The organism is Roseobacter sp. HKCCA2468 (assembly GCF_037805105.1).
In the GTDB taxonomy this organism is placed as follows: domain Bacteria; phylum Pseudomonadota; class Alphaproteobacteria; order Rhodobacterales; family Rhodobacteraceae; genus M30B80.
Genome location: NZ_JBBLYN010000003.1, coordinates 226762 through 252571, shown reverse-complemented (window position 1 = coordinate 252571; position 25810 = coordinate 226762). Strand labels below are relative to the sequence as shown.

The window sequence follows — 25810 nt, the reverse complement described above, 5'->3', positions numbered from 1 at the left end:
ATGGCTGCCAAGTTGAAAAAGGGCGACAAGGTCGTCGTGCTTGCTGGCAAGGATAAGGGCAAAGAGGGTGAAATCTCTGCCGTTATGCCAAAGGCCAACAAAGCCATCGTGGACGGCGTGAACATCGCCATCCGTCACACCCGCCAATCTGCACAGGGCCAAGGCGGCCGCCTGCCAAAGGCAATGCCAATTGACCTGTCCAATCTGGCGCTTCTGGACAAAAACGGCAAACCCACCCGTGTTGGCTTCAAGGTTGAAGACGGCAAGAAGGTGCGTATCGCCAAAACCACGGGGGAGGCCATCTAATGCTTGATACGGCAAACTATACCCCACGCCTGAAGGCGGCTTTTGCTTCGACTGTTCGCCCTGCGATGAAGGAAGAGTTCGGCTATAAGAACGATATGCAAATCCCACGTTTGGATAAGATCGTTCTGAACATCGGCGCAGGCGCCGAAGCCGTGCGCGACAGCAAAAAAGTCAAATCCGCTCAGGAAGACCTCAGCGCGATTGCAGGCCAGCAGGCCGTTGTGACCAAGGCAAAGAAATCTATCGCGGGCTTCCGTGTTCGCGAAGATATGCCTCTTGGCGCAAAGGTTACCCTGCGCGGCGACCGCATGTATGAATTCCTTGATCGTCTGATCACTGTGGCTATGCCGCGTATCCGCGACTTCCGCGGCGTGTCTGGCAAGTCCTTTGACGGCCGTGGCAACTACGCCATGGGGATCAAAGAACATATCGTTTTCCCTGAAATCAACTTCGACAAGGTCGATGAGGTTTGGGGGATGGACATTATCATTTGCACCACCGCGAAAACTGACGCGGAAGCCAAGGCGCTGTTGAAGCATTTCAACATGCCCTTCAATTCGTGATCGCGGGAGGAGAGTAGAACAATGGCAAAGAAGTCCATGGTTGCACGCGAAGTTAAGCGCCAAAAGCTTGTTGCGAAATACGCAACAAAGCGTGCCGCGCTGAAAGAAATCGCGAATGATGAATCGAAGCCGATGGAAGAGCGTTTTAAGGCTCGTCTGAAACTGGCAGAGCTGCCACGTAACAGCTCCGCCACTCGTCTTCATAACCGTTGCCAGCTCACGGGGCGCCCAAAGGCCTATTACCGTAAGCTGAAAGTCTCGCGTATCATGCTGCGTGAATTGGCCTCGAACGGCCAAATCCCCGGCATGGTTAAGTCGAGCTGGTAAGGAGGTCTGACAGATGAATGATCCTCTTGGTGATATGCTGACCCGCATCCGCAATGCGCAGATGCGTGGCAAGTCCACAGTCGTGACGCCCGCTTCCAAGCTGCGTGCTTGGGTTTTGGATGTGTTGGCCGATGAAGGCTATATCCGCGGCTACGAGCGCACCTCTGATGCCGCAGGGCATCCTGCGCTGGAAATCAGCCTGAAATACTATGAAGGCAGCCCCGTGATCCGCGAGATTAAGCGCGTATCCACCCCCGGTCGTCGTGTTTACATGAACGTGCAGGATATTCCGCAGGTTCGGCAAGGTCTTGGTGTTTCCATCGTCTCCACCTCCAAAGGTGTGATGTCCGATGCGAATGCACGTCAGGCCAATGTCGGCGGCGAAGTTCTCTGCACCGTATTCTAAGGAGGCCTGAAGCATGTCTCGTATTGGGAAAAAACCGGTCGGACTGCCTGGTGGTGTAACAGCCACTGTGTCGGGCCAGACGATCGAGGTGAAGGGGCCAAAGGGCACCCGTAGCTTTACCGCCACCGATGATGTCACAATCGCAGTCAATGACAACGCGGTTGATGTGACACCACGCGGCAAGTCCAAGCGTGCGCGCCAGCAATGGGGTATGAGCCGTTCGATGGTTCAGAACCTCGTCACAGGCGTGACGGATGGCTTCAAGAAAGAGCTGGAGATCACCGGTGTGGGTTACCGCGCCGCGATCCAAGGCAATATTCTGAAACTGTCCTTGGGTTACAGCCACGATGTGGATTTCCAAGTGCCACAAGGTGTGACGGTGACAACACCAAAGCCAACCGAAGTGGTGATCGAAGGGATTGATCAGCAATTGGTCGGTCAGGTTGCAGCAAACATTCGCGAATGGCGCGCGCCCGAGCCCTATAAGGGCAAAGGGATCCGCTACAAGGGCGAATATATCTTCCGCAAGGAAGGTAAGAAGAAGTAAGGGCGACGAAGATGGCAAACAGCAAACGAGAACTGTTCCTCAAGCGCCGCCTGCGCGTTCGGAACAAGCTGCGGAAAATGGCAGACGGGCGCGCGCGCCTCTCTGTTCACCGCTCGAACAAGAATATCAGCGTTCAGTTGATCGACGATGTAAAAGGCGTGACTTTGGCCTCGGCATCTTCGCTCGAAAAAGATCTGGGCGTTGTTGGCAAGAACAATGTCGAAGCGGCCGCAAAAGTGGGCGCAGCGATTGCAGACCGTGCAAAGAAAGCGGGCGTGTCGGAATGCTATTTCGACCGTGGCGGTTTCTTGTTCCATGGCCGCGTCAAAGCTTTGGCTGACGCAGCCCGCGAAGGTGGTTTGAAGTTCTAATCCATGTAGGCGGCGCGCAAGTGCCGCCTCGATGATCGGGGAGAGGGCCTTTCATGCGCCCCTCACTGCGATTGACCAAAACAGGCGCGCGGGATGCGCCAGAACTGAAGGATGCCAAACATGGCAGAACGTGAACAACGTCGGGGCCGTCGCCGCGAAGAGCGCGAAGAAACCCCAGAATTCGCCGACCGTCTGGTCGCAATCAACCGCGTATCGAAGACCGTAAAAGGTGGTAAGCGTTTCGGCTTTGCCGCTCTTGTGGTTGTCGGTGACCAGCGTGGTCGTGTGGGCTTTGGAAAAGGGAAAGCCAAAGAAGTGCCTGAAGCGATCCGTAAGGCAACCGAACAAGCCAAGCGCAACCTTATTCGCGTGCCTCTGCGCGAAGGCCGCACTCTGCACCACGATGCGCAGGGCCGTCATGGCGCAGGCAATGTCGTGATGCGCACCGCCCCTGAAGGGACGGGGATCATCGCGGGTGGTCCAATGCGCGCCGTGTTCGAGATGCTTGGCATCAAGGACGTTGTTGCGAAATCATTGGGCTCGCAGAACCCCTATAACATGATCCGCGCAACCCTTGATGGTCTGCGTCAGGAAAGCTCGCCTCGTCAGGTGGCTGCGCGCCGCGGCAAGAAAGTTGCCGACATCCTGCGCAAGCCCGAAGCCGAAGTTGCGGCAGACGCCTGAGGAGAGTGAGCAATGGCTAAAACTATCGTTGTAAAACAGATCGGCTCGCCGATCCGCCGCCCTCAAGATCAGCGCGCAACGCTGATTGGTTTGGGTTTGAACAAGATGCACAAAACTCGCGAGTTGGAAGATACCCCTTCCGTGCGTGGTATGATCAACAAGATCCCGCATCTGGTAGAAATCATTGAGGAGCGCGGTTAATCCGCGCCCTTAATCCTGCCCCAGATTTCTGGGGCGCTTTTGATCATTATGCCGCGTTTGCCGCCACGGTCGCTCGGGTGGCAATTCCGGCTAAAGGAGTAGCGACATGAAACTGAATGAATTGCGCGATAACCCAGGTGCAACCAAGAAAGCCAAGCGTATTGGCCGTGGCCCTGGTTCTGGCAAAGGTAAAATGGGTGGCCGTGGTATCAAAGGTCAGAAATCCCGTTCGGGTGTGGCCATCAACGCTTATGAAGGCGGTCAGATGCCCCTCTATCAGCGCCTTCCAAAGCGTGGCTTCAACAAGCCAAACCGCAAAGAATTCGCTGTCATCAATTTGGGCCTGATCGAGAAATTCCTCGAGGCGGGCAAATTGGACGCAAAAGCAGAAATCACCGAAGATGCATTGGTTGCATCGGGCTTGGTGCGCCGCAAGTTGGACGGCATCCGCGTTTTGGCCAAAGGTGACATCTCGAAGAAAGTAACGATCACTGTCACAGGTGCTTCTAAAGCAGCGGTTGAAGCTGTTGAAAAAGCAGGTGGCAATCTCAACGTAGCGGCACCAGCAGCGGCAGAGTAATCTGCCGCAGGCTTTCGACCAAGATGAGCCTTGAGGCTTGCGGCTGAGCCGCATACATCAAGGGCAGGGTTTTTCGCGCCGCAAGATCGCAAGCTCGGTCTTGCGGCGCAATACATGATGAGGGGCGGTATGGCTTCAGCAGCTGAACAGATGGCGGCTAATCTGAGTTGGAAGTCGTTTGGCAAAGCGTCCGAATTGCGCCAACGCATTTGGTTCACGCTTGGTCTTTTGATCATTTATCGGATCGGCACCTATATTCCTGTTCCGGGGATTGACGGGCAAGAGTTGCGCAATTTCTTTGACGCGGCCTCTGCAGGTCTGGGCGGTGTTTTGAACATGTTCACAGGCGGCGCCCTAAGCCGCATGGGTGTGTTCGCATTGGGGATCATGCCATATATCTCGGCCTCGATCATTGTGCAGCTGATGACCTCGATGGTGCCTGCCTTGGAGCAGTTGAAGAAAGAGGGCGAACAGGGCCGTAAGAAGATCAACCAATATACGCGCTACGGCACGGTCGCCTTGGCAACCGCGCAGGCCTATGGTTTGGCTGTCAGCATGGAGTCGGGCGGTCTTGCCTCGGATCCGGGTTGGTATTTCCGCGCAGCCTGTGTGATCACCCTAGTGGGCGGCACGATGTTCCTGATGTGGCTTGGCGAGCAGATCACGCAGCGCGGCATCGGTAACGGCATTTCTCTGATCATCTTTGTTGGTATCATCGCAGAAATCCCTGCGGCTCTGGCGCAGTTTTTTGAACAGGGCCGTTCTGGTGCCTTGTCCACGCCTATGGTTTTGGGCGTGATTGTGATGTTGATCGCAACGCTGTTTTTCGTGGTGTTTATGGAACGCAGCCTGCGCAAGATCCACATCCAATACCCCCGCCGCCAAGTCGGCATGAAGGTCTATGATGGCGGCAGCAGTCATTTGCCGATCAAAGTTAACCCTGCGGGCGTGATCCCAGCGATCTTTGCATCATCCTTGTTGTTGTTGCCAACAACCATGACGACCTTTTCGGGCAGTGAGGCGGCAGGGCCAGTTCTGTCATGGATCCTTGCAAATTTTGGCCCCGGTCAGCCCCTCTATCTGCTGTTCTTTGCAGGTATGCTGATTTTCTTCACCTATTTCTACACGCTGAACGTGGCCTTTAAGACCGATGATGTGGCGGACAATCTGAAAAACCAAAATGGGTTTATCCCGGGCATCCGTCCTGGTCAGCGCACTTCGGAATATTTGGAATATGTGGTGAACCGCGTTCTTGTGCTTGGTGCAGGGTATTTGACCTTGGTCGCCCTCTTGCCCGAGATTGTGCGCTCGAACTTGTCAATCACGGCTTATTTCGGCGGCACATCCATTCTGATCATCGTCTCGGTCGGCATGGACACGGTGCAGCAGATCCAATCGCATTTGCTGGCCCATCAATACGAGGGCTTGCTTGAGCGATCTCAACTGCGTGGCCGCAAAGGGACGGGCGCGGGGCGTGCCAAGCGCCGCACGCCACAGCGCAAATGACCGCGATTATTCTTCTCGGCCCCCCAGGTGCGGGTAAGGGAACCCAAGCGCGCCTCTTGGTTGAGGCGCGTGGCATGGTTCAGCTTTCCACTGGGGATATGTTGCGCGAGGCGCAGGCCTCTGGCACGGAAATGGGCAAACGGGTCGCCGATGTGATGGCGCGTGGTGAATTGGTGACAGATGAGATTGTCATTGGCCTGATCCGCGAGAAACTAGATGCTGGCCCTGCTGGCGGCGTCATCTTTGACGGGTTTCCCCGCACCTTGGCACAGGCAGATGCGCTTGAGGCATTGCTGGCCGAGATGGGTCTTGCACTTGATGCCGTGATTGAAATGCGTGTGGATGATGAGGCCCTTGTGGCCCGGATCACGGCGCGCTCAACCTGCGGTGGCTGCGGTGAGGTGTATAATGACATCACCAAACCAATTCCTGCCGATGGCACCTGCAGCACCTGTGGCGGTACCGAGTTCAAGCGCCGCGCGGATGACAATGAAGACAGTCTGCGACAGCGCCTGATGGAATATTACAAAAAGACATCGCCGCTGATTGGCTACTACTATGCCAAGGGGCATTTGCAGGCGGTGGATGGTTTGGGCGAGATTGATGCGGTCGCAAGCGGCATCGCAGCCATATTGGATCAGCCCAAATCTTAACCCCTATCCCCTTGACGGGGGAAGGGAAAAAGCCTATGCGCAGGCTTCCTGTTAAGGGAATCATCGGGCGGATGCCGCCCGATAAATCGAAAAAGGTCTTGCGGCTTTTTTGCAGCAAGACCTTTTGGTTGTGAAAAAAGGTTCTGGGGCTACGGAACCGCAACGAGAGGAAAGATAAGTGGCACGTATCGCAGGGGTCAACATCCCCACAGCCAAGCGCGTTCCTATTGCGCTGACATATATCACTGGCATTGGCCAATCATCTGCATATTCAATCTGCGAAGCCGTGGGGATCGACCCTGCGCGCCGCGTGAATGAATTGTCTGACGCCGAAGTCTTGAAAATTCGTGAACATATCGATGCGAACTTCACCGTAGAAGGTGACTTGCGCCGTGAAGTTCAGATGAACGTAAAGCGTTTGATGGATTTGGGGTGCTATCGTGGCCTCCGTCATCGCCGCAACCTGCCTGTGCGCGGTCAGCGCACCCACACCAACGCGCGAACCCGTAAGGGGCCTGCAAAGGCAATCGCGGGTAAGAAGAAGTAAGGGGAGGCAGATAAATGGCTCGTGATAAGACCCGCGTAAAACGCAAAGAACGTAAAAACATCGCCGCTGGTGTGGCGCATGTGAACAGCTCGTTCAACAACACAAAAATCCTGATCTCTGACGTGCAGGGCAACGCGATCTCTTGGTCGTCTGCTGGCACGATGGGGTTCAAGGGCAGCCGTAAATCCACCCCCTATGCCGCGCAGATGGCCGCAGAAGATGCGGGCCGCAAGGCACAGGAACATGGTGTGAAAACACTCGAAGTCGAAGTGCAGGGGCCAGGCTCTGGTCGTGAATCCGCACTTCGTGCTTTGGCCGCTGTTGGGTTTCAGATCACGTCTATCCGTGACGTGACCCCAATCGCGCACAATGGCTGCCGCCCGCCAAAGCGTCGCCGCGTGTGACAAGTGCGATTTTTCTTGGGCCGCGTGCGCGTCACGCGGCCTGAGTGGTTATTTGATCCTCGAGCGTCTCTGGCCTTGGATCGGTCAGCGACAGGAATGGAGGCTCCACAATGATCCATAAGAATTGGCAAGAACTGATCAAGCCAACCCAGCTGGTTGTAAACCCTGGCACCGACCCTGCGCGCAAGGCAACAGCGATTGCCGAGCCGCTTGAGCGCGGCTTTGGTCTGGCGCTTGGCAACGCGCTTCGCCGCGTTTTGATGAGCTCGCTGCAAGGCGCGGCCATCACCTCTGTGCAGATTGACAACGTCTTGCACGAGTTTTCCTCGGTCGCTGGTGTGCGCGAGGATGTAACGGACATCGTTCTCAACCTCAAAGGCGTGGCCTTGCGCATGGAAGTTGAGGGGCCAAAGCGCCTTTCCCTGACCGCAAAAGGGCCTAAGGTTGTCACCGCAGGCGACATTTCCGAAAGCGCAGGGATCGAAGTTCTGAACAAGGATCACGTGATCTGTCACTTGGATGACGGCGCGGATTTCTTCATGGAACTGACGGTGAACACGGGCAAAGGCTATGTCTCTGCAGATAAGAACCGCCCAGAAGATGCGCCAATTGGTCTGATCCCGATTGACGCGATCTATTCGCCCGTCAAGAAAGTGTCCTATGACGTGCAGCCGACCCGTGAAGGTCAGGTTCTCGATTATGACAAACTGACTGTCAAAGTGGAAACAGATGGTTCGGTCACCCCTGAGGATGCCTTGGCCTATGCTGCACGTATTTTGCAGGATCAATTGCAGATCTTCGTCAACTTTGACGAGCCAGAAGCCGCAGGTCGTCAGGATGATGATGATGATCTCGAATTCAACCCGCTGCTTCTCAAGAAGGTGGACGAGTTGGAATTGTCGGTTCGCTCTGCAAACTGCCTGAAGAACGACAACATCGTCTATATCGGTGATCTGATTCAGAAAACCGAAGCCGAGATGCTGCGCACGCCAAACTTTGGCCGCAAATCCTTGAACGAGATCAAGGAAGTGCTGTCTGGCATGGGTCTGCATTTGGGAATGGATATCGTTGATTGGCCGCCAGACAATATCGAAGAGCTGGCCAAGAAATACGAAGACAATTTTTGATTTCGCAAGGGGCGCGCGTGATGCGCGCCTCTCGCACCCCCTGGGCATCCCGCCCCAATAAGGAGAGAGACGCAACGCACGGCTCTCGGACAAAGCATGAAATGAAGGAGATTTAACCATGCGTCACGGATCTGGCTATCGCCGTCTGAACAGAACCCATGAACACCGCAAAGCGATGTTCTCGAACCTTGCTGGCTCATTGATTGAGCATGAGCAGATCAAAACCACCTTGCCTAAGGCGAAAGACCTGCGCCGTGTGGTTGAGAAGCTCATCACATTGGGCAAGCGCGGTGACTTGCACGCGCGCCGTCAAGCAGCTGCTGCGTTGAAGCAAGACGCCCATGTAAAGAAATTGTTCGAAGTTCTTGGCCCCCGCTATGCGGAGCGTCAGGGCGGCTATGTGCGCGTTCTCAAGGCGGGTTTCCGCTATGGTGACATGGCGCCAATGGCCATCATCGAATTCGTGGATCGTGATCCCGAAGCAAAGGGTGCCGCAGATCGTGCGCGCCTTGCTGCAGAAGAAGCGGCTGCTGAATAAGCACACCCCTTTTGCGAATAGTTTTGAAAACCCCTCGCGCCAACCGCGGGGGGTTTTCTTTTTGCGCGACCGCGCATGGGGGATTTTCCTCGGCCCCTGCAAAGGCTAGGCTTTGGCCATGAGTGATCTCTTTCAATCTGATCCAGACCCCTCCCCAAAGGCGCAGGCTATGCGCCCCTTGGCAGATCGTGTGCGCCCGTCCGAGTTGAAGGATGTGATTGGTCAGCAGCATTTGCTAGGGCCCGAGGGCAGTTTGCGGTTGATGCTGGATGCAGGGGCGCTGTCCTCGTTGATTTTCTGGGGGCCGCCTGGTGTGGGCAAGACCACGCTTGCGCGGCTTTTGGCGCGCGAGACGGATTTCCACTTTGAGCAGATCAGCGCGATTTTTTCTGGCGTGGCGGAGCTGCGCAAAACATTCGATGCCGCAAAGCTGCGCCGCAAAGCAGGGCAGGGCACGCTTTTATTCGTGGATGAAATCCACCGCTTTAACAAAGCCCAACAAGATAGTTTTTTGCCCCTGATGGAGGATGGCACAATCTTGTTGGTGGGGGCCACGACCGAGAACCCCAGTTTCGAGATCAATTCCGCCGTGCTGTCCCGCGCGCAGGTTCTCACCTTGAACCGCCTCAGCGAGGATGACCTGCGCGCCCTTTTGGCGCGGGCTGAGCGCGAATTGGCGCGCGATTTGGCCTTGCCTGAAGAAACTCAAGCGGCCCTTATTGCCATGGCCGATGGGGACGGGCGTGCCATGTTAAACCTCATCGAACAGGTGGCTGCATGGCCCGACCATGCGGGGGTGTCCGCGGCCACGCTCTCTGCACGGCTACAGCGCCGCGCTGCGCAATATGATAAGTCGGGCGATGGCCATTACAACCTGATTTCTGCTTTGCACAAATCCATTCGCGGGTCTGATCCAGACGCTGCTCTCTATTGGTTCTCGCGCATGTTGGAGGGGGGCGAAGACCCTAGGTTCTTGGCGCGCCGTCTGACGCGTATGGCGTTTGAGGATATTGCCCTTGCTGACCCACAGGCGCAGCAGGTGTGTTTGGCCGCGTGGCAAAGCTACGAGCGTTTGGGGTCGCCCGAGGGGGAACTGGCCTTGGCCAATGCTGTGATCTATCTGGCCCTCGCGCCAAAATCGAATGCCGCCTATGTCGCCTATAAGGCCGCGCGTAAATTGGCGGCGCAGACAGGGTCACTTGCCCCTCCGAAGCATATCTTAAACGCCCCGACCAAGCTGATGAAAGAGCAGGGCTATGGCGCAGGCTATGCCTATGATCACGATGCTGAAGATGGGTTTTCTGGGCAGAATTACTTTCCCGATACAATCACGCGCCCCAGTTTCTATGAACCTGTAGAGCGTGGGTTTGAAAGGGATCTTGGAAAGCGGGTAGCATATTTTGCGAAGCTGAGGCGCGACCGAAACCGCGATGAGTGACCCGTGCCGCGGCTTTTGGTTGACAACAGACAGGCAGGGGCAGAAAGAGCCACCCATGATTTGGACAGTTTTTCAGGTGGCCCTTGGGGGCGCGATTGGTGCATCGCTGCGCTATCTTGTTGGCGTGGGGCTACATCGTGCGCTTGGGCCGACCGCTTTTCCCGTTGGGGTGATCTCGGTCAATATTCTTGGCTCTTTTTTGATGGGTCTTTTTGTGGGCCTTGCCGCACAGCGCGGGCTGACCCATTTATCCCCTTTCGTCATGACGGGGATCCTGGGCGGGTTTACAACATTTTCTTCCTTTTCGCTTGAGGTCATCACGCTTTATGAGCGGGGCGATTTAGGGTTGGCGGCGGCCTATATTCTGGGCTCGGTCATTCTCTCTATCGTTGCGATTTTCGTGGGGTTACTGCTGACACGGGTGGCGCTGCCATGACGGGTGTTCAGGTTTTGGCTGTCGCGAATGCAGATGCGGATCAGCGGCTTGATCGGTGGTTCCGCCGGCTTTTCCCGCATATCCCGCAAGGCCGCATTGAGAAGATGTGCCGCAAAGGTGAAATCCGTGTCGATGGCGGGCGCGTGAAACCCGCGACACGCCTGCAATCTGGGCAGGAGGTGCGCATCCCCCCCTTGCCTGACCCAATGCCCGAAGATGCGCTTGGCGCGCCGCGGGTGCAGAAATCGGCCATCTCGGACGCGGATGCCGCGATGATGCGCCGCGCGGTCATCTATCAAGACGATCATCTGGTTGCGATTAACAAACCCGCAGGCTTGCCCACGCAAGGCGGCAGCGGGCAAGGGGGGCGGCACGTTGATGCATTGGCTGCCTGTCTCGCGCGCGAGGGTGAGGATAAACCGCGCCTGGTTCATCGCTTGGATAAGGACACATCAGGCGTTTTGCTCTTGGCGCGCAGCAGGCAAGCCGCGCAGGCCCTCACCGATGCCTTTCGCCATCGTGAGACGCGCAAGATTTATTGGGCCGCCGTTGCAGGCGCGCCTTTGCCCCGAATGGGCAAAATCAAGTTTGGATTGGTAAAGGCCGCAGGCCATGGCAAAGGGGGCGAAGGCGAAAAGATGCGCTGCCTTCATCCATCTGAAATCGCCACCACCGATGGGGCCAAGCGGGCCGAGACGGATTATGCAACGCTCTCTGCGCTTGGGGGGCGGGTGTCATGGGTGGCGATGGTGCCGATTACTGGCCGCACCCATCAATTGCGCGCCCATATCGCGGAGCTTGGCCACCCGATCGTGGGGGATGGCAAATATGGCGGCAGCAGTCAGGAAAATTTGGGCGATGGATGGGGCGCGCAATTGGGGGGTGAAATCAGCCGCAAACTGCATCTTCACGCGCGTTATCTGAAATTCCGTCATCCTTTCACCAAACGGGATCTCACGCTAACCGCAGCCTTGCCTGATCACATGGCCCGCACATGGGATTTGTTCGACTGGCGCGCCGAAGATGTGCCCGTTGACCCGTTTTATGACGAGCTCGGATGACTGCGCCTTATCTGATCATTTTCGATGTCGATGGCACGTTAATCGACAGTCAGGCACATATTGTAGCTTCGATGGAGGCGGCATTTGGCGGCCATGATTTGCCTGCGCCAAGCCGTGCGCAGGCCTTGTCAATCGTAGGCCTATCGCTACCCGTGGCCATGCTGCGCCTTGCGCCTGATCATAGTGCCGAGATGCGCGCCGATTTGGTCGAAGGGTATAAGGCGGCCTTTCAATCATTGCGCCTCAGCGCAGATGGCGCGGCCTTGTCGCCGTTGTTTGAGGGGGCGATGTCAGTTCTAGAGACACTGCAGTCTGACCCGCGCTTTGTTTTGGCTATTGCGACTGGCAAGTCACGGCGGGGGATGGAACATATTTTGGATCAACACGGGCTGCGACCTTATTTTGCCTCTGTTCAGGTCGCCGATGATCACCCCTCAAAGCCACATCCCGCGATGGTGAAGGCCTGTTTGTCCGAATGTGATGTGCCCGCCGCGCGGGCCGTGGTGATCGGTGACACGACCTATGATGTCGAAATGGCAAAGGCTGCTGGCGCACAGGCTATTGGCGTCTCTTGGGGGTATCACAGCGTAGAGGATTTGCGGCAGTCTGGGGCCGATCCTATTTTGCAGCGCTTTGGCGAATTGCCCGCTGCCCTTGAACGAATTTGGAGCCTGACATGAGCGAATGGAAAGCCCGCCGTTTTTGGACATCTGCCAGCGTTGAAACGGTGGAAGGTGGCTATACGGTTCACTTGGACACACGGGCGGTCAAAACACCGCTTAAGGCGCCGCTGATTGTGCCAACCCAAACTATGGCCGAGGCGATTGCAGCAGAATGGATGGCCCAAGCCGAAGAGATCAATCCCCTCACCATGCCTGTCACACGGTCGGCAAATGCCGCGATTGATAAGGTCAGCGCACAAAAGCCAGAGGTTGTGGCGATGCTAGCGGCCTATGCTGAGACAGATTTACTCTGTCACAGGGCCGATCACCCACAGGAATTGGCCACACGCCAAGAAGCGGGATGGCGACCCGTCTTGGACTGGGCCGCAAGCGAGTTGAACGCGCCCTTGATCGTCACAATCGGCGTTTTGCCTGTGCCGCAACCGCAAGATAGCCTTGATCGGGTGCATCAACTTCTCTCGCAGTTTGATAATTTTTCTTTGACCGCATTGCATGACCTGATTTCTATCTCTGGCTCAGCCCTATTGGGGCTTGCCGTGGCGAAAGGCCAGTTCTCGCCGCAAGAGGCATGGAATCTGTCGCGAATCGATGAAAATTTTCAGGCAGAGCTTTGGGGCGAAGACGAAGAAGCCTTGGATGTGGCCGCGAAGAAAAAGGACGCTTTTCTTCACGCAGCACATTTTTACAGACTTGCAGGCGGGCACGAGGCCCTTGGGGCAGGTTGAGGCCTTGTTTTTTAATGAATATGTAATCTGCCCAAGCAGCAAGCATCCCGTGAACGGCTGCTATAAAGTTAGGCTTTACGTTTCGTAAACCTAGCTTCAAGCCTTGACCTTGGGCGGTATATTTGCCCAATTAAGCGGCATTGGCTCGCTTCTGCGGGCCACTGACATGAAGGTGGTCTTACGGCCATTGAGGAAACAGCCCAAAAGGGCGGTCCAATAGGAAGAGGTAAACATGAAAAAATCTGTAGTCCTAGCTACGCTGGCAGTTGCTGGTATGGCTGCGGGTATGTCTCAAGCGTCGACCCTTGATGAGGTCAAAGCGCGTGGCAGCCTGAACTGTGGTGTGACCACAGGTCTCACAGGCTTCGCAGAACCAAATGCCAGCGGCGTTTGGGAAGGTTTTGACGTTGCGGTATGCCGTGCCGTTGCAGCCGCCGTATTCGGCGACCCAATGGCGGTTGAGTTCGTTCCAACCACTGGTCAGACCCGCTTCACCGCGTTGGCCTCTGGCGAAGTTGATATGTTGGCACGTAACACCACATGGACCTTCAGCCGTGACGTTGATCTGAAGTTCGAATTCGTGGGCGTGAACTACTATGACGGTCAGGGCTTTATGGTTCCTGCATCCTTGGGCGTGTCTTCCGCGCTTGAGTTGGACGGTGCAACCGTATGTATCCAGACTGGCACAACCACCGAGTTGAACTTGGCTGACTTCTTTGCTTCGAACAACATGAGCTACGAGCCCGTGCCAATCGAAACAAACGCAGAAGCACAGCAGCAGTATCTCGCAAACGCCTGTGACGTTTACACCACAGACGCGTCTGGTCTGGCGGCAACCCGCGCGACCTTCGAGAACCCAGGCGACCACGTTCTTCTGCCTGAAATCATCTCCAAAGAGCCTCTCGGGCCGCTTGTTCGTCACGGCGACAACGAGTGGGGCGACATCGTTCGCTGGTCTTTGAACGCTTTGATCGCAGCTGAAGAGCTAGGCATCACTTCGGCAAACATCGCTGAATTGGCTGCTGCACCTGGTCAGAACCCAGAAATCAACCGTATTCTCGGCACTGAGGGCGACCTCGGCGCGATGCTCGGTCTGGAGGCAAACTGGGCGGTTAACGCGATCTCTGCTGGTGGTAACTACGGCGAGATCTTTGAGCGTTACTTGGGCGAAAGCACCCCAATCGGTCTGGCACGCGGCTTGAACGCGCAGTGGACTGATGGTGGCCTGCTCTACACCCCACCATTCCGCTAAGGTCTGAACGGAAGTTGGGCGCGGCATTCCCGCGCCCTTCTTCTATTCTAATATCCAAAATTACGCTGAAAGTGTTGCGACCCGTTTGTGCCGCACTCAAACTTTTTTACGCTGATTTAATGACAGGATTCCGCCATGGCCTCGATACCGGATCCAAGTTCTGAACCCTTCCGCTTGGGTCAGTTGATTTACGATCGTCGTTATCGCTCAATGACGATCCAAGTATTCGCTTTCATTATGATCATGGCCTTTCTTTGGCAGCTTGGCTGGAACACGGTTCAAAACCTGTCCGCGCTTGGCAAAGATTTTGATTTTGGCTTTCTAGGGTCGCGCGCGGGCTATGATATCAACCAGCGCTTGATCGAATATTCCAACGACAGCACTCATGGCCGTGCTGCGATTATTGGGATATTGAACACGCTGCTTGTCGCCTTTCTGGGCTGTATTCTTGCCACGATAATTGGCGTGATAGCAGGCGTTTTGCGTCTTTCAAAAAACTGGATCGTAGCGCGTTTGATGACGGTTTATGTGGAAGGTTTTCGCAATGTGCCGTTGCTGTTGTGGATCCTTGTGATCTTCGCCGTCATGACCGAAGCCACCCCACAGCCGCGCGATTTCCGCGAAGGCGGGGATGCGTCCATGATCCTGTTCGATAGTATCGCGATTACAAATCGCGGTATCTTTATCCCGCGTCCAATTTGGGGTGAGGGCTCAACGCTGCTTGTGGCGGTGTTTTTTGCTTCACTCTTTGCGATTTGGGCTTTCCGCCGCTATGCGCGCAAAAAACAAGAGGCAACGGGTCAAATCCTGCCTGTGTTCTGGATTTCTACGGCTTTGTTCTTTGTGCCTTCGGTTATTTTCTACTTCATTCTGGGCGGGCCAGTCACGCTGCAGTTGCCTGAATTGGGTGGGTTCAACTTTACGGGCGGCCTACAGGTGCGCAACTCGCTGATTGCTTTGTGGTTTGCGTTGTCGCTCTACACGGGTGCGTTCATCGCAGAGATTGTGCGCTCAGGTATTTTGGCGGTGTCACGCGGGCAAACCGAAGCAGCCTTTGCCTTGGGCTTGCGCCCCAACCGCACGATGAATTTGGTGATCCTGCCGCAGGCCTTGCGCGTGATCATCCCACCCCTGATTTCGCAATATCTGAACCTGACCAAGAACTCCTCCTTGGCGATTGCTGTGGGTTATATGGATGTGCGGTCTACCTTGGGTGGGATCACGATCAACCAAACAGGCCGCGAGCTCGAAGGGATGCTCCTCTTGGGCGTCTTTTACTTGGTCACGTCCCTAATCATTTCGGGCGTGATGAATGTCTACAACAACGCCGTTAAGTTGAAGGAGCGCTGAGATGGCAAATTCTGCGAATAGCTCCGTTTCTTATGTGCGCACCGAGATGCTGCCCGAGCAGGCCCCGCCTGTCTCGGAGGCGGGCGTGGTAAAATGGGTGCGTGAAAACCTGTTCTCTGGGCCGCTCAATACAATCCTAACAATTCTGTCTTTGGTCGCGATTTATTGGGTGGTCAGCCATGTTTTCCAATGGTTCGCCTATGGCATTTGGACTGCAAATTCACTGAGTGAATGCCGTGAGGTGCGTGACGCGCTTTACGCCGATGGTCGCAATGTCGCCTGTTGGGCCGTCTTGAGCGAGCGTTGGAACCAACTTCTATTTGGGTTCTACCCCGCCGATGCATATTGGCGCCCTGTTGTGGCTTTGATTGTGTTCTTCATCGCCGTTGCGCCTGTGATGTTCAACTTTGGTGGCCGCAAATTGGCGATCTTCTCGGCCGTGTCGCCCTTCATTTGCTACTGGCTGTTATGGGGCGGGTCGATTTGGGGGCCAATCCTGACGGCTCTGGGCTTTGTTTTGGCATGGTTGGCCTATGGCCAGATCACGCGGCAATTCGGGGCTTTAGCGGGCATCGTGGCGAGCATCCTTGTGCCGCTGATCTATTGGCGCTTTGGGGTTGCCCCACTAACGGGACTGGCCGATGGCATCTTGCCCATTGGAATTGAAAATATCCAATCCAAGGATTTCGGCGGGTTCATGTTGGCGCTGATCATAGGGATTACGGGCATTGTTCTGTCTTTGCCGCTTGGGATTTTGCTGGCGCTTGGGCGTCAGTCTGATTTGTTCATCATCAACAAATTCTCGGTGATCTTTATTGAGGTGATCCGTGGCGTCCCGTTGATTGTGTGGCTGTTCACGGCATCGCTTTTGTTGAACTACTTCCTGCCGCCTGGAACGAATTTTGACCTGATGCTCCGCGTGATTATCATGGTCACGCTCTTTGCCGCTGCCTATATGGCCGAGGTTGTGCGCGGTGGTTTGGCCGCTCTGCCTCGTGGGCAATATGAGGGGGCAGATAGTTTGGGCTTGGATTACTGGCAATCCATGCGCTTGATCATCCTGCCTCAGGCTTTGAAAATCTCAATTCCGGGCATCGTGAACACGTTTATCGGTTTGTTCAAAGACACAACCCTCGTGGTGTTCATCGGTCTGCTTGACCCAATCGGTCTGTCTAACGCGATCCGCGCTACGACCGAATGGAACGGGATTTACTGGGAATTGTTCATCTTCATCGGGCTTTGCTTCTTTGTGTTTTGCTACGCGATGTCCCGCTATTCGCAATATCTTGAGCGCAAGCTCGCAACAGATCGTCATTAAGGAGAGGCCGATATGAGTGAAGCCACCCCCTCCATCCAAGATCGTGAGATCAACCGTTCGCAGATGAAAGTCACCGATGAGGTGGCGGTTGAAATTCGCGATATGAACAAATGGTATGGTTCGTTCCATGTTTTGCGGGACATCAACCTCACTGTGAACCGCGGCGAACGTATCGTCATCTGTGGGCCATCTGGCTCGGGGAAATCTACGCTGATCCGCTGCATTAATGCATTGGAGGAGCATCAAAAGGGCTCCATCACTGTGGATGGCACATTGCTGTCAAATGACCTTAAGAACATTGACAAAATCCGTTCCGAGGTCGGGATGTGCTTTCAGCATTTCAACCTGTTTCCGCATTTGACCATTTTGGAAAACTGCACATTGGCCCCAATTTGGGTGCGCAAGACGCCCAAGAAAGAGGCCGAAGAAACGGCAATGTATTTCCTTGAGAAGGTGAAAATCCCCGATCAAGCGCATAAATATCCAGGGCAGCTGTCAGGGGGCCAGCAGCAGCGTGTGGCCATCGCGCGCAGCCTCTGTATGCGTCCGCGTATCATGCTGTTTGACGAACCGACATCGGCACTTGACCCTGAGATGATCAAGGAAGTTTTGGATACGATGATCCAATTGGCTGAAGAAGGTATGACCATGCTCTGCGTGACCCATGAGATGGGCTTTGCCCGTCAGGTTGCCAATCGCGTGATCTTTATGGATGCAGGCCAGATTGTTGAGCAAAACGAGCCTGAGCCGTTCTTCACCAACCCGCAAAATGACCGCACCAAGCTGTTCTTGAGCCAAATCTTGGGTCACTGATCCCGCTTAGGGCAAGTCACGCGGTGTGATAAAGGCGCGGGCAACCCCCGCGCCTATTTCTATGTTGGCCCAAGATGTTGCGTTAAAGTCCACGGCCAAGGTCGCGGCTGTAGGGTAGCGGGTGAATTTCTCGTGTTGGGGCTGTGTCGCCACCAGCGAGCGCGCCAAGCTACCAATACCGGGATTATGCCCGATGACGGCCAATGTGTGGCCCTCACTGGCCCTGATGACATTCAGCATATCAGGCGGCATAGCGAGATAGAGCGCGCGTGTATAAGAAACTTCGATTTCCGCACCGCTAAAGGATCGGGAAATCGCCGCCCATGTATCGACAGCACGGGTTGCGGTCGAGCAAAGCACATGATCAGGCCGATACCCCTGCGCCTCAAGCCATGTTCCAACGCGCGGTGCATCCTCTATTCCGCGGGCATTGAGGGGGCGGTCATGGTCATCCAACCCAGCATCGCCCCAATCTGATTTTGCATGGCGGATTAAGATCAACGTCAGGGTCATGGGTGAAAGCTCCGCATGTGGAAATGTGATTGCGCCTCAACGCGTCCAAAGTTTTGTGAGATCGGGCAGGCGCGCCGCGCCCTGCAGCCCTTGGTCATGCAATCGGCCCCCGCCATTGTGTTCAGATGGTCGTGGCATCGGATCGTATCATAGCCCGATCTGTCAAAGGCTGCGACAGGGCACGCGCTGCGGCAGGGTTGGTGCGTGCAGCTGTCGCATGGGCGGTCTTGGGCAGGCGCTTGAGGCACTGCATAGGGCAAGCCAAGTGCGCCGCGAAAGGAAACAAACAATCCCGATTGCGCATGGATGAGCAGCCTTATTGGGCTAGGCCATACCGCACCTGTCGCCAAAGCCCATTGGTAAAATGGTGCATAGGGTGGGCCACCAAAGGGAAAATAGGCTTCCCCCCCAATCTCGCGGGCCCAGTCACCGATGACCCGCGCAGACCAGCGATCCATCGGGTCAGGGGCGCCATCACGATATTCGGGGCTGCCTTCAAACGCAGACCAAAACTGAGGCTCATCAGGCCCCAAAAGCACCACGGTTTTTACCTCTTGGCCTAGGCCATGACTGTCCTCTGGGGCAAAATGCCCCAAAATGCGAAGGTGCCGCGCATGCGCGCCTTGTGAAAGGTCGGTTAGGTTCATTCTTTAGCCTGCGCTGATTGCTCTGCGCTGCGCAAGCGAAACTAGGCGCGGATGATTGATCCTGCCCCGTGATCCGTGAACAATTCCAAAAGGCAGGCATTGGGCGCGCGCCCGTCCAAAATAACGGCAGCGCGCACGCCTGCGCGCACAGCTGACAGGGCCGTTTCGGTTTTGGGGATCATGCCGCCTGCGATGACCCCGCTTTCGGTCATGGCCTCAACATCTGCGGCGCTCAATTCGGTTACCACTTCGCCATCGGCATTTTTGACGCCCGACACATCGGTCAAAAGCAGCAGGCGATCTGCCTTCAGGGCGGCGGCAATAGCCCCCGCTGCGGTGTCGCCATTGATATTATAGCTGTGACCATCACGATCTGCACCAATGGGGGCAATCACAGGGATCATCTCGGCCTCAAAGAGTTGCCGCAGAAGGGTCGTGTCTACCTCACTGGGTTCGCCGACAAAGCCAAGTTCGGGGTCGGCCATTGTGCAGGTGATCATCGAGGCATCTTTGCCCGACAGACCAACTGCGCGCCCGCCTTCGGCGTTGATCGCTTGCACGATCCGCTTATTAACCTGACCCGACAGAACCATTTCCACAACAGCCATCGTGGCGGCATCCGTGACCCGCTTGCCGCGCGTGAAGGTGGAGGTCACGCCAAGTTTTTCTAGCATCTCATTGATCATTGGCCCGCCGCCATGCACCACCACAGGGTTCACCCCAACAGTGCGCATCAGCATCACATCGCGCGCGAATGAGGCCATTCCCTCATCCGATCCCATCGCATGACCGCCCAATTTGATCACCACAATCGCTCCGTGATAGCGCTGCAAGTAAGGCAGGGCTTCGTTCAAGGTGCGGGCGGTCGAGAGAAAATCACGCATTTTGGCTGTCTGCTTCTTCATCTTTGGCGTTCCAAACTGATCCCGCGCCATATTGGGCGCGCTAGACTCCTTCCATAAGGCAGGAAGGCTTGGCTGTGAAGGTGGCTGTTCTCAAGCAAGCCCTGCGATCAAGGCCCGAAGGTTTTCAATACCCCAACCTTTTTCTGACGAGGTCATCAAGAGCTCGGGATAGGCGGCGGGGTGTTTTGACAGCGCCTTGCGCACTTGGGCCAAAATTTTATCGCGTTCAGCTTCTTTTACCTTGTCGGCTTTGGTCATCACGACCTGAAAGGTCACAGCTGATTGATCAAGCAGGGTCATGATCTCGTCATCAACCGCCTTGATCCCATGCCGTGTGTCGATAAGCACGAAAGCGCGGCGCAATGAGACGCGGCCTGACAGATAGGCCTTGAGCAATTTCTGCCATTTCTCGACCACCGCAACAGGCGCTTCTGCATAGCCATAGCCCGGCAAGTCGACCACATAATGGCTCTCGCCAAGTGTGAAGAAGTTGATCTCTTGTGTCCGTCCGGGTGTGTTTGAGGCCCGTGCCAAGTTTTTACGCCCAGTCAGCGCATTGATCAGCGAAGATTTCCCAACATTCGAGCGCCCAGCAAAGCATATTTCAAGCCGATCTGCTGGGGGCAGGCCATCCATGGCAACAACGCCTTTGACAAAATCTGCACCGCGCGCAAACAGCAGCCGCCCCTTCTCAAGGCTGATCTCATCGGCATCTTCGGCCAGCGGGAAAGGCAGGGCTGCACTCACCAGATAATCTCCACTTTATCCCCTTGGGCGATATGCCCTGCTTGGCTGGTTTCTGCGTATACGCCAAATTCGCTGTGATCCCAACCGCTTTGCAATATTTGCAGAGTTGGCACATCCCTTACCCCTGTGTCAGGATTTGCTTCAGTTGCACGACAACGGGTTATTGGTTCTACGATTTTTAGGCGGGCCTCGCCAATCACGAGGGTCGCCCCAATCAGGTCAAGCTCTTCCCAAGGGGCTAGACCCTCAAGCCAAAGATTCCCACGAAAGCGGCGCGGATCCAATGGCATATCGGCCCGCGCCTCTAAGGCGCGCAGCGAGGCAAGATTTAGAATTGAGATTGAGGCAAAATTCGCATCGGTCATGCCTGATTTAGGCGCTGCGACCACCGCCATGGGGGCGGGTCGCTCGGGCGGATAAATTGCCCCTAGCCATGCAATCAAATCGCTGTGGTCGCCTTTTGGGTCGAATATGTGATCTGGCAAATCAGGGTGCGACAGGCGGATTGTGCCATTGTCGAAACAGCAAGCCGTGATGGCCATAAGCTGAGGGGCCTTTGCGCCGCGCAAGAAATTTCGGCAGGGCTGCCATTGCCCCTGCAAGGGGTCAGCCCCCGCTTCAATCACCGCATAGGCACGATCAAGCGGCAAAGCGCAATCGGGGGCCATAAAGGCCCCCGAAATACGTTCTGCGCCAATACCCTTAATCGGGTGTCGCCATATCTGGTCGAGTGTGATGCTCACTTAGCGTTCTTTGCGCCGCCGCGTTTGAAACTTGCGCGGATATTGCCAAACAGATCGGGCTTATACCCTTGGTGACGCATGATCGTGTATTGCTGCGCAAAGGTCAGGGTGTTGTTCACGATCCAGTAAATCAACAAGCCTGTCGCGAAATGGCCCAACATGAACATAAAGATAAAGGGCAGCCACGCGAAAATCGCGGCCTGTGTTGGGTCAGTGGGCGCTGGATTCAGCTTTTGCTGCAACCACATCGAGATGCCCAAAAGGATGGGCAGAACCCCGATAAAGATCAGCGCAAGCATCGTGCCTGGCTCTGGCGCTGGCCATGGGAACAGGCCGAACAGGTTGAAGATCGAGGTTGTATCAGGCGCGGATAGATCCCGAATCCAGCCAAAGAACGGTGCGTGGCGCAATTCTAGCGTCACGAAAATCACCTTATAGAGCGAGAAGAAAATCGGGATTTGCAGCAAAATCGGCAAGCAGCCCGAAGCGGGGTTCACCTTGTTCTTCTTATACAGCTCCATCATGCCTTTTTGCATGGCTTCGCGGTCATCACCTGCGCGCTCTTTCAGCTTCTCCATCTCTGGTTGAAGCTCTTTCATCCGCGCCATGGAGGCATAGGATTTATAAGCAAGCGGGAATAAGACAGCCTTGACGATGAAGGTCAGCGCAATAATCGCAAGACCCATATTGCCAATCATCACATTCAGATTGTGCAGCAGCCAGAACATCGGCTTGGTGATGAAATAGAACCAACCCCAGTCAATCGAGTCGAGAAAGCGATCAATCCCGCCTGCGTCTTGATAGTTGCGGATGGTTTCCCATTCCTTCGCCCCTGCAAAGAGCATGGTGGTGACTTCGGCCGTTGCCCCAGCAGCAACATCAACTGCGGGCATCCGCGCTTCTGTTTGATAGATATCCGCCCCCGCCACGTGGCGCGTTGCGGCCACAAAGGGCTGACCCGCGCCGGGGATCAAGGTGGTCATCCAATATTTATCGGTAAAACCGATCCAGCCGTTTTCGGCAACATCCACCAATTCTGCCGCCGCGCCTTCGCTGGGCATGACATCGAATTCGGTGACGTTTTCATAACCGATCTCGTCCAAAGTGCCGTCTGCTTTACGAACAACACCTTCGTGAAGGATGAAGAAATTCTGCAAATCTGCGGGTAGGCCATGGCGGGCCACGATACCGTAAGGGGCCAAGCGCACAGGCGCGCCCGTGGTGTTGCGCACAGATTGCGTTACAGAGAAAATGAAATTCTCATCAACCGAGATCACGCGATTGAAAATCAGGCCGTTGCCATTATCCCATTCAAGGGTAACGGGGGTCGTGGTCGTTAGGGTTTCGCCCTCGACCAAACGCCATTCGCTGTTGGGGCCAGGCACTTGGTCAAAATCAAGCGCGCCACCGGGCGCCCATCCATAAAGGGCGTAATAGGCATTTGGGCCGCCAACTGGCGACAGAAGGCGCACGATATTTGCGTCTTCATCAATCGTTTCACGGTAGTTTTTCAGGGATAGGTCATCAATCCGCCCACCCAAGAGTGAGATTGAGCCGAGCAATTCATCGGTTTCAATCGCCACGCGTGCCGAGGAGGATAAAGCCACGGCGCGTGTCTCTTCCGCACCGATCAGAACGGGGTCGCTTGACCCTGCGTTCGGCGGCAGAATGGCATCTGCGGGCGCGGTCGTATCGGATGCGACTGCCGCGTCCGTTTGCGTTACCTGTGGGTCTTCGGGGGGAAACAGAAGAAACCACACCAAAATGACGAGAAAGCTCAAGGCCGTGGCCAGGATCAGGTTCTTGTTCTGATCTTCCATGATCGCGCTATGCCCTATGATTTATTGACAGTCGGGTTCAATAGGCTAGCGGCGCAAAGGTCAAGGGGTTTGCGCCGAATATCGCGAGAACTGCGCCAATCTGGCCTAGTCTTGTCCCGTATTTTCGGCGCGCCGCGTCAGGCCGATGAAATCAAATAATTCAGGGTCAAGCAGATGCGATGGGCGCGCATTCATTAAGGCCGAAAAAATCTTTTGCCGCCGCCCAGGTGCGCGGGCTTCCCACTCATCCAAGAGGCGTTTGATGGCTTGGCGTTGTAACCCGTCTTGCGATCCGCACAGATCACAGGGAATGATGGGATAGTTCATCGCGCGGGCGAAGGTTTCACAATCCGCTTCGCTGACATGGGCCAGCGGACGATAGACAAAAAGATCCCCTTCATCATTCAAAAGCTTGGGTGGCATCGAGGCCAGTTTGCCGCCGTGAAACAGATTGAGGAAAAATGTTTCCAGAATGTCATCGCGGTGGTGGCCCAAAACCACCGCCGAACACCCTTCTTCGCGGGCAATGCGATATAAATTGCCACGGCGCAATCGTGAACACAGCGCGCAATAGGTGCGGCCTTGCGGCACTTTATCCATCACAATTGAATAGGTGTCTTGATATTCAATCCGATGCGGCACGCCCATCTTTGTGAGAAACTCTGGCAACACCGTTGCAGGAAATCCAGGTTGGCCCTGATCTAAGTTGCAGGCCAAAATCTCTACGGGCAGCACGCCGCGCCACTGCAATTCGGTCAAGGCTGCCAAAAGCGTGTAACTGTCTTTGCCGCCCGACAGACAGACCAACCATTTCGCGCCGCGCTCGATCATGCCGTAGCGGTCAATCGCTTCGCGGGTTTCACGGATGATCCGCTTGCGCAGTTTCTTAAATTCGGTGCTTGAGGGCGCGCCGTGAAAGAGCGGGTGGATATCCTCTGCATCGTCCAACATGGTGCGGCCTTCATCTTCACGCAGTTTTGATGTGCCTGCCATAGGCGAGGCAAGGCAGAAACGTCAAGTAAACTTGCTTTCTGCTCGTTTGCGCTAGCTTCGCAAATAGGCAGATATGGATGGGGCATCATGAAAAAATTGGCAGTGGCGGCGCTTTTGATGTTGGCGGCCTGCACGGGTAAACCTGCGCTTGATGATCCAAATCTCAGCACCCGCAACTTGAATCTAGAAGAGTTCTTTCAAGGTGATCTTGTGGCCTATGGTCAGTTTCAGGATGTCTTGGGCGAGGTGCGCCGCCGCTTTGAGGTGAAGATCAACGGGACATGGGATGGAGAAACCCTGCGTTTGGTCGAAGATTTCGTTTATGAGGATGGCAGCACCGAACAGCGTATTTGGCTCTTGGAAAAGCTGGATGAACAACGATGGCAAGGAACGGCTGACGGGGTGATCGGCATCGCAACGGGCGAGGAGCGTGGAGATGTCTTTAATTGGGCCTACACGATTGACCTGCCAGTGGGGCAGGGTGAAACCCTGCGGGTCAGCTTTGATGACTGGATGTGGCTCTTGAGTGATGACCGATTGCTCAACCGTGCCTATATGAAGCGCTTTGGCGTGACCATCGGCGAGGTCATCATTTATTTCGAACGGGTTTGATCTCCGCCCTTTGGTGGCACTGGGTCGTAACCTGATCCGCCAAGAGGGTGGCAGCGTCCAATGCGGCGCAGCAAAAGATAGCTGCCTTTGATCGGCCCATGTCGCTCAAGCGCCTCAAGCGCATAGGCGCTGCAGGTTGGCTGATAGCGGCAGTTAAACCCCACCCATGGGCTGAAAATCAGCCGATAAGCCCGAATGGGCAAAGATAGGATCCATGCCAAGATGCGCATCTACGCCCCCCGCTTTCGCGACGCGTGGATGCGGGATAAGGCTGCGACCAACTCTACCTGCATTTGCGCAAAAGGATGCAACAAGGTGACTTCGGGGCGGCCTACCAACACATAGTCCCACCCCGCTTGCCCATGCAGGGCCAGTGTGTCGCGCGCAATTTCACGCAAGCGGCGCTTTGCGCGGTTACGCGCCACCGCATTGCCGATCTTTTTGGAGCAGGTATAGCCAACGCGGATCACCTTTGGATCCGCGCCCTCACCCGCATCACGCTTGCGCGCCTGAAGCAAGAAGGCAGGCGCAGGCGCACGGGCCGCTTTGGCAGCCCGTAAGAAATCGGCACGTTTGCGCAAGGTTTCCATGATTCAAGCCCGATTTGGCGTTCAAATGCAAAAAGCCCCTGACGAAATCTCGGCAGGGGCGCGTTGAGGGTTGCCCCTCAAAGCCTGAGAAACGCTTATGCGCTCAGAGATTTGCGGCCACGCGCGCGGCGCGCGTTCAAAACCTTGCGGCCTGCTTTGGTCGCCATGCGTGCGCGGAAGCCATGACGGCGCTTGCGCACGAGGTTTGAAGGCTGAAAAGTCCGTTTTGACATCGGCTTGCTCCAGTTTGCTGGTCGGCGCGCGCCTACGCGCGCAAGTCACACGACCAAAAGAATCCGTATAAGGCCTGCGGCATACGCAAAGCAAAGCGGCGTGTCAATAAATGCGCGCGGTAAAATGCAACCTAACTCAAGTTTATTGTGATGGGCATAGAATCGCGCAAC

At 55.6% G+C, this 25810-nt stretch carries 35 protein-coding genes; 25 read left to right on the top strand and 10 right to left on the bottom strand.

Annotated elements, in window-relative coordinates:
- From rplX to AAC620_RS09755, 24 genes are all read left to right on the top strand, one after another.
- Positions 1–306, top strand: a complete 306-nt coding sequence (rplX, locus tag AAC620_RS09870) for a 50S ribosomal protein L24 (protein ID WP_340244637.1) — start codon at positions 1–3, stop codon at positions 304–306.
- Complete coding sequence (gene rplE / locus AAC620_RS09865) at positions 306–869, top strand: 50S ribosomal protein L5 (protein ID WP_317657418.1); 564 nt, start codon at positions 306–308, stop codon at positions 867–869. The genes rplX and rplE overlap by 1 nt, the downstream gene beginning before the upstream one ends.
- A 21-nt stretch (positions 870–890) precedes the next feature.
- Positions 891–1196, top strand: coding sequence for a 30S ribosomal protein S14 (gene rpsN / locus AAC620_RS09860; protein ID WP_340244635.1), 306 nt, complete (start codon positions 891–893; stop codon positions 1194–1196).
- A 13-nt stretch (positions 1197–1209) separates the two neighbouring features.
- Positions 1210–1602, top strand: a complete 393-nt coding sequence (gene rpsH / locus AAC620_RS09855) for a 30S ribosomal protein S8 (protein WP_317657420.1) — start codon at positions 1210–1212, stop codon at positions 1600–1602.
- Between the two features lie 13 nt (positions 1603–1615).
- A complete protein-coding gene (rplF, locus tag AAC620_RS09850) occupies positions 1616–2149 on the top strand; it encodes a 50S ribosomal protein L6 (RefSeq protein ID WP_340244633.1) in 534 nt (177 codons plus the stop codon).
- Between the two features lie 11 nt (positions 2150–2160).
- On the top strand, positions 2161–2520 hold the full coding sequence (gene rplR, locus AAC620_RS09845) for a 50S ribosomal protein L18 (RefSeq protein WP_317657422.1): 360 nt from the start codon (positions 2161–2163) through the stop codon (positions 2518–2520).
- A gap of 120 nt (positions 2521–2640) precedes the next feature.
- On the top strand, positions 2641–3204 hold the full coding sequence (gene rpsE, locus AAC620_RS09840) for a 30S ribosomal protein S5 (protein ID WP_317657423.1): 564 nt from the start codon (positions 2641–2643) through the stop codon (positions 3202–3204).
- A gap of 12 nt (positions 3205–3216) precedes the next feature.
- The gene (gene rpmD / locus AAC620_RS09835; RefSeq protein WP_213675014.1) at positions 3217–3405 is read left to right on the top strand and encodes a 50S ribosomal protein L30; all 189 of its coding nucleotides are present in this window, start codon (positions 3217–3219) and stop codon (positions 3403–3405) included.
- 106 nt (positions 3406–3511) lie between these two features.
- Positions 3512–3985 (top strand): 50S ribosomal protein L15, encoded by a 474-nt coding sequence (gene rplO, locus AAC620_RS09830; RefSeq protein ID WP_340244631.1) that lies wholly within the window; start codon positions 3512–3514, stop codon positions 3983–3985.
- Positions 3986–4114: 129 nt separating this feature from the next.
- Positions 4115–5491, top strand: coding sequence for a preprotein translocase subunit SecY (secY, locus tag AAC620_RS09825; RefSeq protein ID WP_317657425.1), 1377 nt, complete (start codon positions 4115–4117; stop codon positions 5489–5491).
- On the top strand, positions 5488–6144 hold the full coding sequence (locus AAC620_RS09820; RefSeq protein ID WP_340244628.1) for an adenylate kinase: 657 nt from the start codon (positions 5488–5490) through the stop codon (positions 6142–6144). Before secY ends, AAC620_RS09820 begins: the two co-directional genes overlap by 4 nt.
- 178 nt (positions 6145–6322) lie before the next feature.
- A complete protein-coding gene (gene rpsM, locus AAC620_RS09815; RefSeq protein WP_317657427.1) occupies positions 6323–6691 on the top strand; it encodes a 30S ribosomal protein S13 in 369 nt (122 codons plus the stop codon).
- Positions 6692–6705: 14 nt separating this feature from the next.
- Entirely contained in the window at positions 6706–7095 is a 390-nt protein-coding gene (gene rpsK, locus AAC620_RS09810) for a 30S ribosomal protein S11 (protein ID WP_317657428.1), read from the top strand.
- Positions 7096–7205: 110 nt separating this feature from the next.
- Positions 7206–8222 (top strand): DNA-directed RNA polymerase subunit alpha, encoded by a 1017-nt coding sequence (locus AAC620_RS09805; RefSeq protein ID WP_340244627.1) that lies wholly within the window; start codon positions 7206–7208, stop codon positions 8220–8222.
- 118 nt (positions 8223–8340) lie between these two features.
- Positions 8341–8760, top strand: coding sequence for a 50S ribosomal protein L17 (gene rplQ / locus AAC620_RS09800; RefSeq protein ID WP_317657430.1), 420 nt, complete (start codon positions 8341–8343; stop codon positions 8758–8760).
- Positions 8761–8878: 118 nt separating this feature from the next.
- Entirely contained in the window at positions 8879–10198 is a 1320-nt protein-coding gene (locus AAC620_RS09795; protein ID WP_340244625.1) for a replication-associated recombination protein A, read from the top strand.
- 55 nt (positions 10199–10253) lie between these two features.
- Positions 10254–10634, top strand: coding sequence for a fluoride efflux transporter CrcB (gene crcB / locus AAC620_RS09790; protein ID WP_340244623.1), 381 nt, complete (start codon positions 10254–10256; stop codon positions 10632–10634).
- Positions 10631–11695 (top strand): RluA family pseudouridine synthase, encoded by a 1065-nt coding sequence (locus AAC620_RS09785; protein ID WP_340244621.1) that lies wholly within the window; start codon positions 10631–10633, stop codon positions 11693–11695. The genes crcB and AAC620_RS09785 overlap by 4 nt, the downstream gene beginning before the upstream one ends.
- Positions 11692–12375 (top strand): HAD-IA family hydrolase, encoded by a 684-nt coding sequence (locus tag AAC620_RS09780; RefSeq protein WP_340244619.1) that lies wholly within the window; start codon positions 11692–11694, stop codon positions 12373–12375. The genes AAC620_RS09785 and AAC620_RS09780 overlap by 4 nt, the downstream gene beginning before the upstream one ends.
- Positions 12372–13103, top strand: a complete 732-nt coding sequence (locus AAC620_RS09775; protein ID WP_340244617.1) for an ATP12 family chaperone protein — start codon at positions 12372–12374, stop codon at positions 13101–13103. Before AAC620_RS09780 ends, AAC620_RS09775 begins: the two co-directional genes overlap by 4 nt.
- Before the next feature lie 232 nt (positions 13104–13335).
- Complete coding sequence (locus tag AAC620_RS09770; RefSeq protein WP_340244615.1) at positions 13336–14355, top strand: amino acid ABC transporter substrate-binding protein; 1020 nt, start codon at positions 13336–13338, stop codon at positions 14353–14355.
- 135 nt (positions 14356–14490) lie between these two features.
- Positions 14491–15705 carry an amino acid ABC transporter permease gene (locus tag AAC620_RS09765; protein ID WP_340244612.1) on the top strand — a complete coding sequence of 405 codons (1215 nt, stop codon included), beginning with the start codon at positions 14491–14493 and terminating at the stop codon, positions 15703–15705.
- 1 nt (position 15706) lies between these two features.
- Positions 15707–17023, top strand: coding sequence for an amino acid ABC transporter permease (locus AAC620_RS09760; RefSeq protein WP_340244610.1), 1317 nt, complete (start codon positions 15707–15709; stop codon positions 17021–17023).
- Between the two features lie 12 nt (positions 17024–17035).
- Complete coding sequence (locus AAC620_RS09755; protein WP_317657439.1) at positions 17036–17836, top strand: amino acid ABC transporter ATP-binding protein; 801 nt, start codon at positions 17036–17038, stop codon at positions 17834–17836.
- A gap of 6 nt (positions 17837–17842) precedes the next feature.
- Here the strand turns inward: AAC620_RS09755 and AAC620_RS09750 are convergent, their stop codons facing one another.
- The 7 genes from AAC620_RS09750 to ttcA form a co-directional block, all read right to left on the bottom strand.
- Positions 17843–18349 carry a SixA phosphatase family protein gene (locus AAC620_RS09750; protein ID WP_340244608.1) on the bottom strand — a complete coding sequence of 169 codons (507 nt, stop codon included), beginning with the start codon at positions 18347–18349 and terminating at the stop codon, positions 17843–17845.
- Positions 18346–18996, bottom strand: a complete 651-nt coding sequence (locus tag AAC620_RS09745; protein WP_340244607.1) for a ferredoxin — start codon at positions 18994–18996, stop codon at positions 18346–18348. The genes AAC620_RS09750 and AAC620_RS09745 overlap by 4 nt, the downstream gene beginning before the upstream one ends.
- 41 nt (positions 18997–19037) lie before the next feature.
- Positions 19038–19901: an acetylglutamate kinase gene (gene argB / locus AAC620_RS09740; RefSeq protein WP_340244606.1), complete on the bottom strand. Its 864-nt coding sequence runs from the start codon at positions 19899–19901 to the stop codon at positions 19038–19040.
- A 90-nt stretch (positions 19902–19991) separates the two neighbouring features.
- Entirely contained in the window at positions 19992–20648 is a 657-nt protein-coding gene (gene yihA / locus AAC620_RS09735; protein WP_317657443.1) for a ribosome biogenesis GTP-binding protein YihA/YsxC, read from the bottom strand.
- Positions 20645–21391 carry an MOSC domain-containing protein gene (locus tag AAC620_RS09730; RefSeq protein WP_340244602.1) on the bottom strand — a complete coding sequence of 249 codons (747 nt, stop codon included), beginning with the start codon at positions 21389–21391 and terminating at the stop codon, positions 20645–20647. Before AAC620_RS09730 ends, yihA begins: the two co-directional genes overlap by 4 nt.
- Complete coding sequence (gene yidC, locus AAC620_RS09725) at positions 21388–23211, bottom strand: membrane protein insertase YidC (protein ID WP_340244600.1); 1824 nt, start codon at positions 23209–23211, stop codon at positions 21388–21390. Before yidC ends, AAC620_RS09730 begins: the two co-directional genes overlap by 4 nt.
- Before the next feature lie 105 nt (positions 23212–23316).
- A complete protein-coding gene (gene ttcA / locus AAC620_RS09720; protein ID WP_317657451.1) occupies positions 23317–24162 on the bottom strand; it encodes a tRNA 2-thiocytidine(32) synthetase TtcA in 846 nt (281 codons plus the stop codon).
- A 129-nt stretch (positions 24163–24291) separates the two neighbouring features.
- Here ttcA and AAC620_RS09715 point away from each other — a divergent pair, with 129 nt between their 5' ends.
- On the top strand, positions 24292–24816 hold the full coding sequence (locus AAC620_RS09715) for a DUF3833 domain-containing protein (RefSeq protein WP_340244598.1): 525 nt from the start codon (positions 24292–24294) through the stop codon (positions 24814–24816).
- Here the strand turns inward: AAC620_RS09715 and yidD are convergent.
- The 3 genes from yidD to rpmH form a co-directional block, all read right to left on the bottom strand.
- Positions 24798–25046: a membrane protein insertion efficiency factor YidD gene (yidD, locus tag AAC620_RS09710; protein WP_317657447.1), complete on the bottom strand. Its 249-nt coding sequence runs from the start codon at positions 25044–25046 to the stop codon at positions 24798–24800. The two genes, AAC620_RS09715 and yidD, sit on opposite strands and share 19 nt — an antisense overlap.
- Positions 25047–25406 (bottom strand): ribonuclease P protein component, encoded by a 360-nt coding sequence (rnpA, locus tag AAC620_RS09705; protein WP_340244596.1) that lies wholly within the window; start codon positions 25404–25406, stop codon positions 25047–25049.
- 95 nt (positions 25407–25501) lie between these two features.
- Entirely contained in the window at positions 25502–25639 is a 138-nt protein-coding gene (gene rpmH, locus AAC620_RS09700; RefSeq protein WP_317657449.1) for a 50S ribosomal protein L34, read from the bottom strand.
- Positions 25640–25810: the final 171 nt, after the last annotated feature.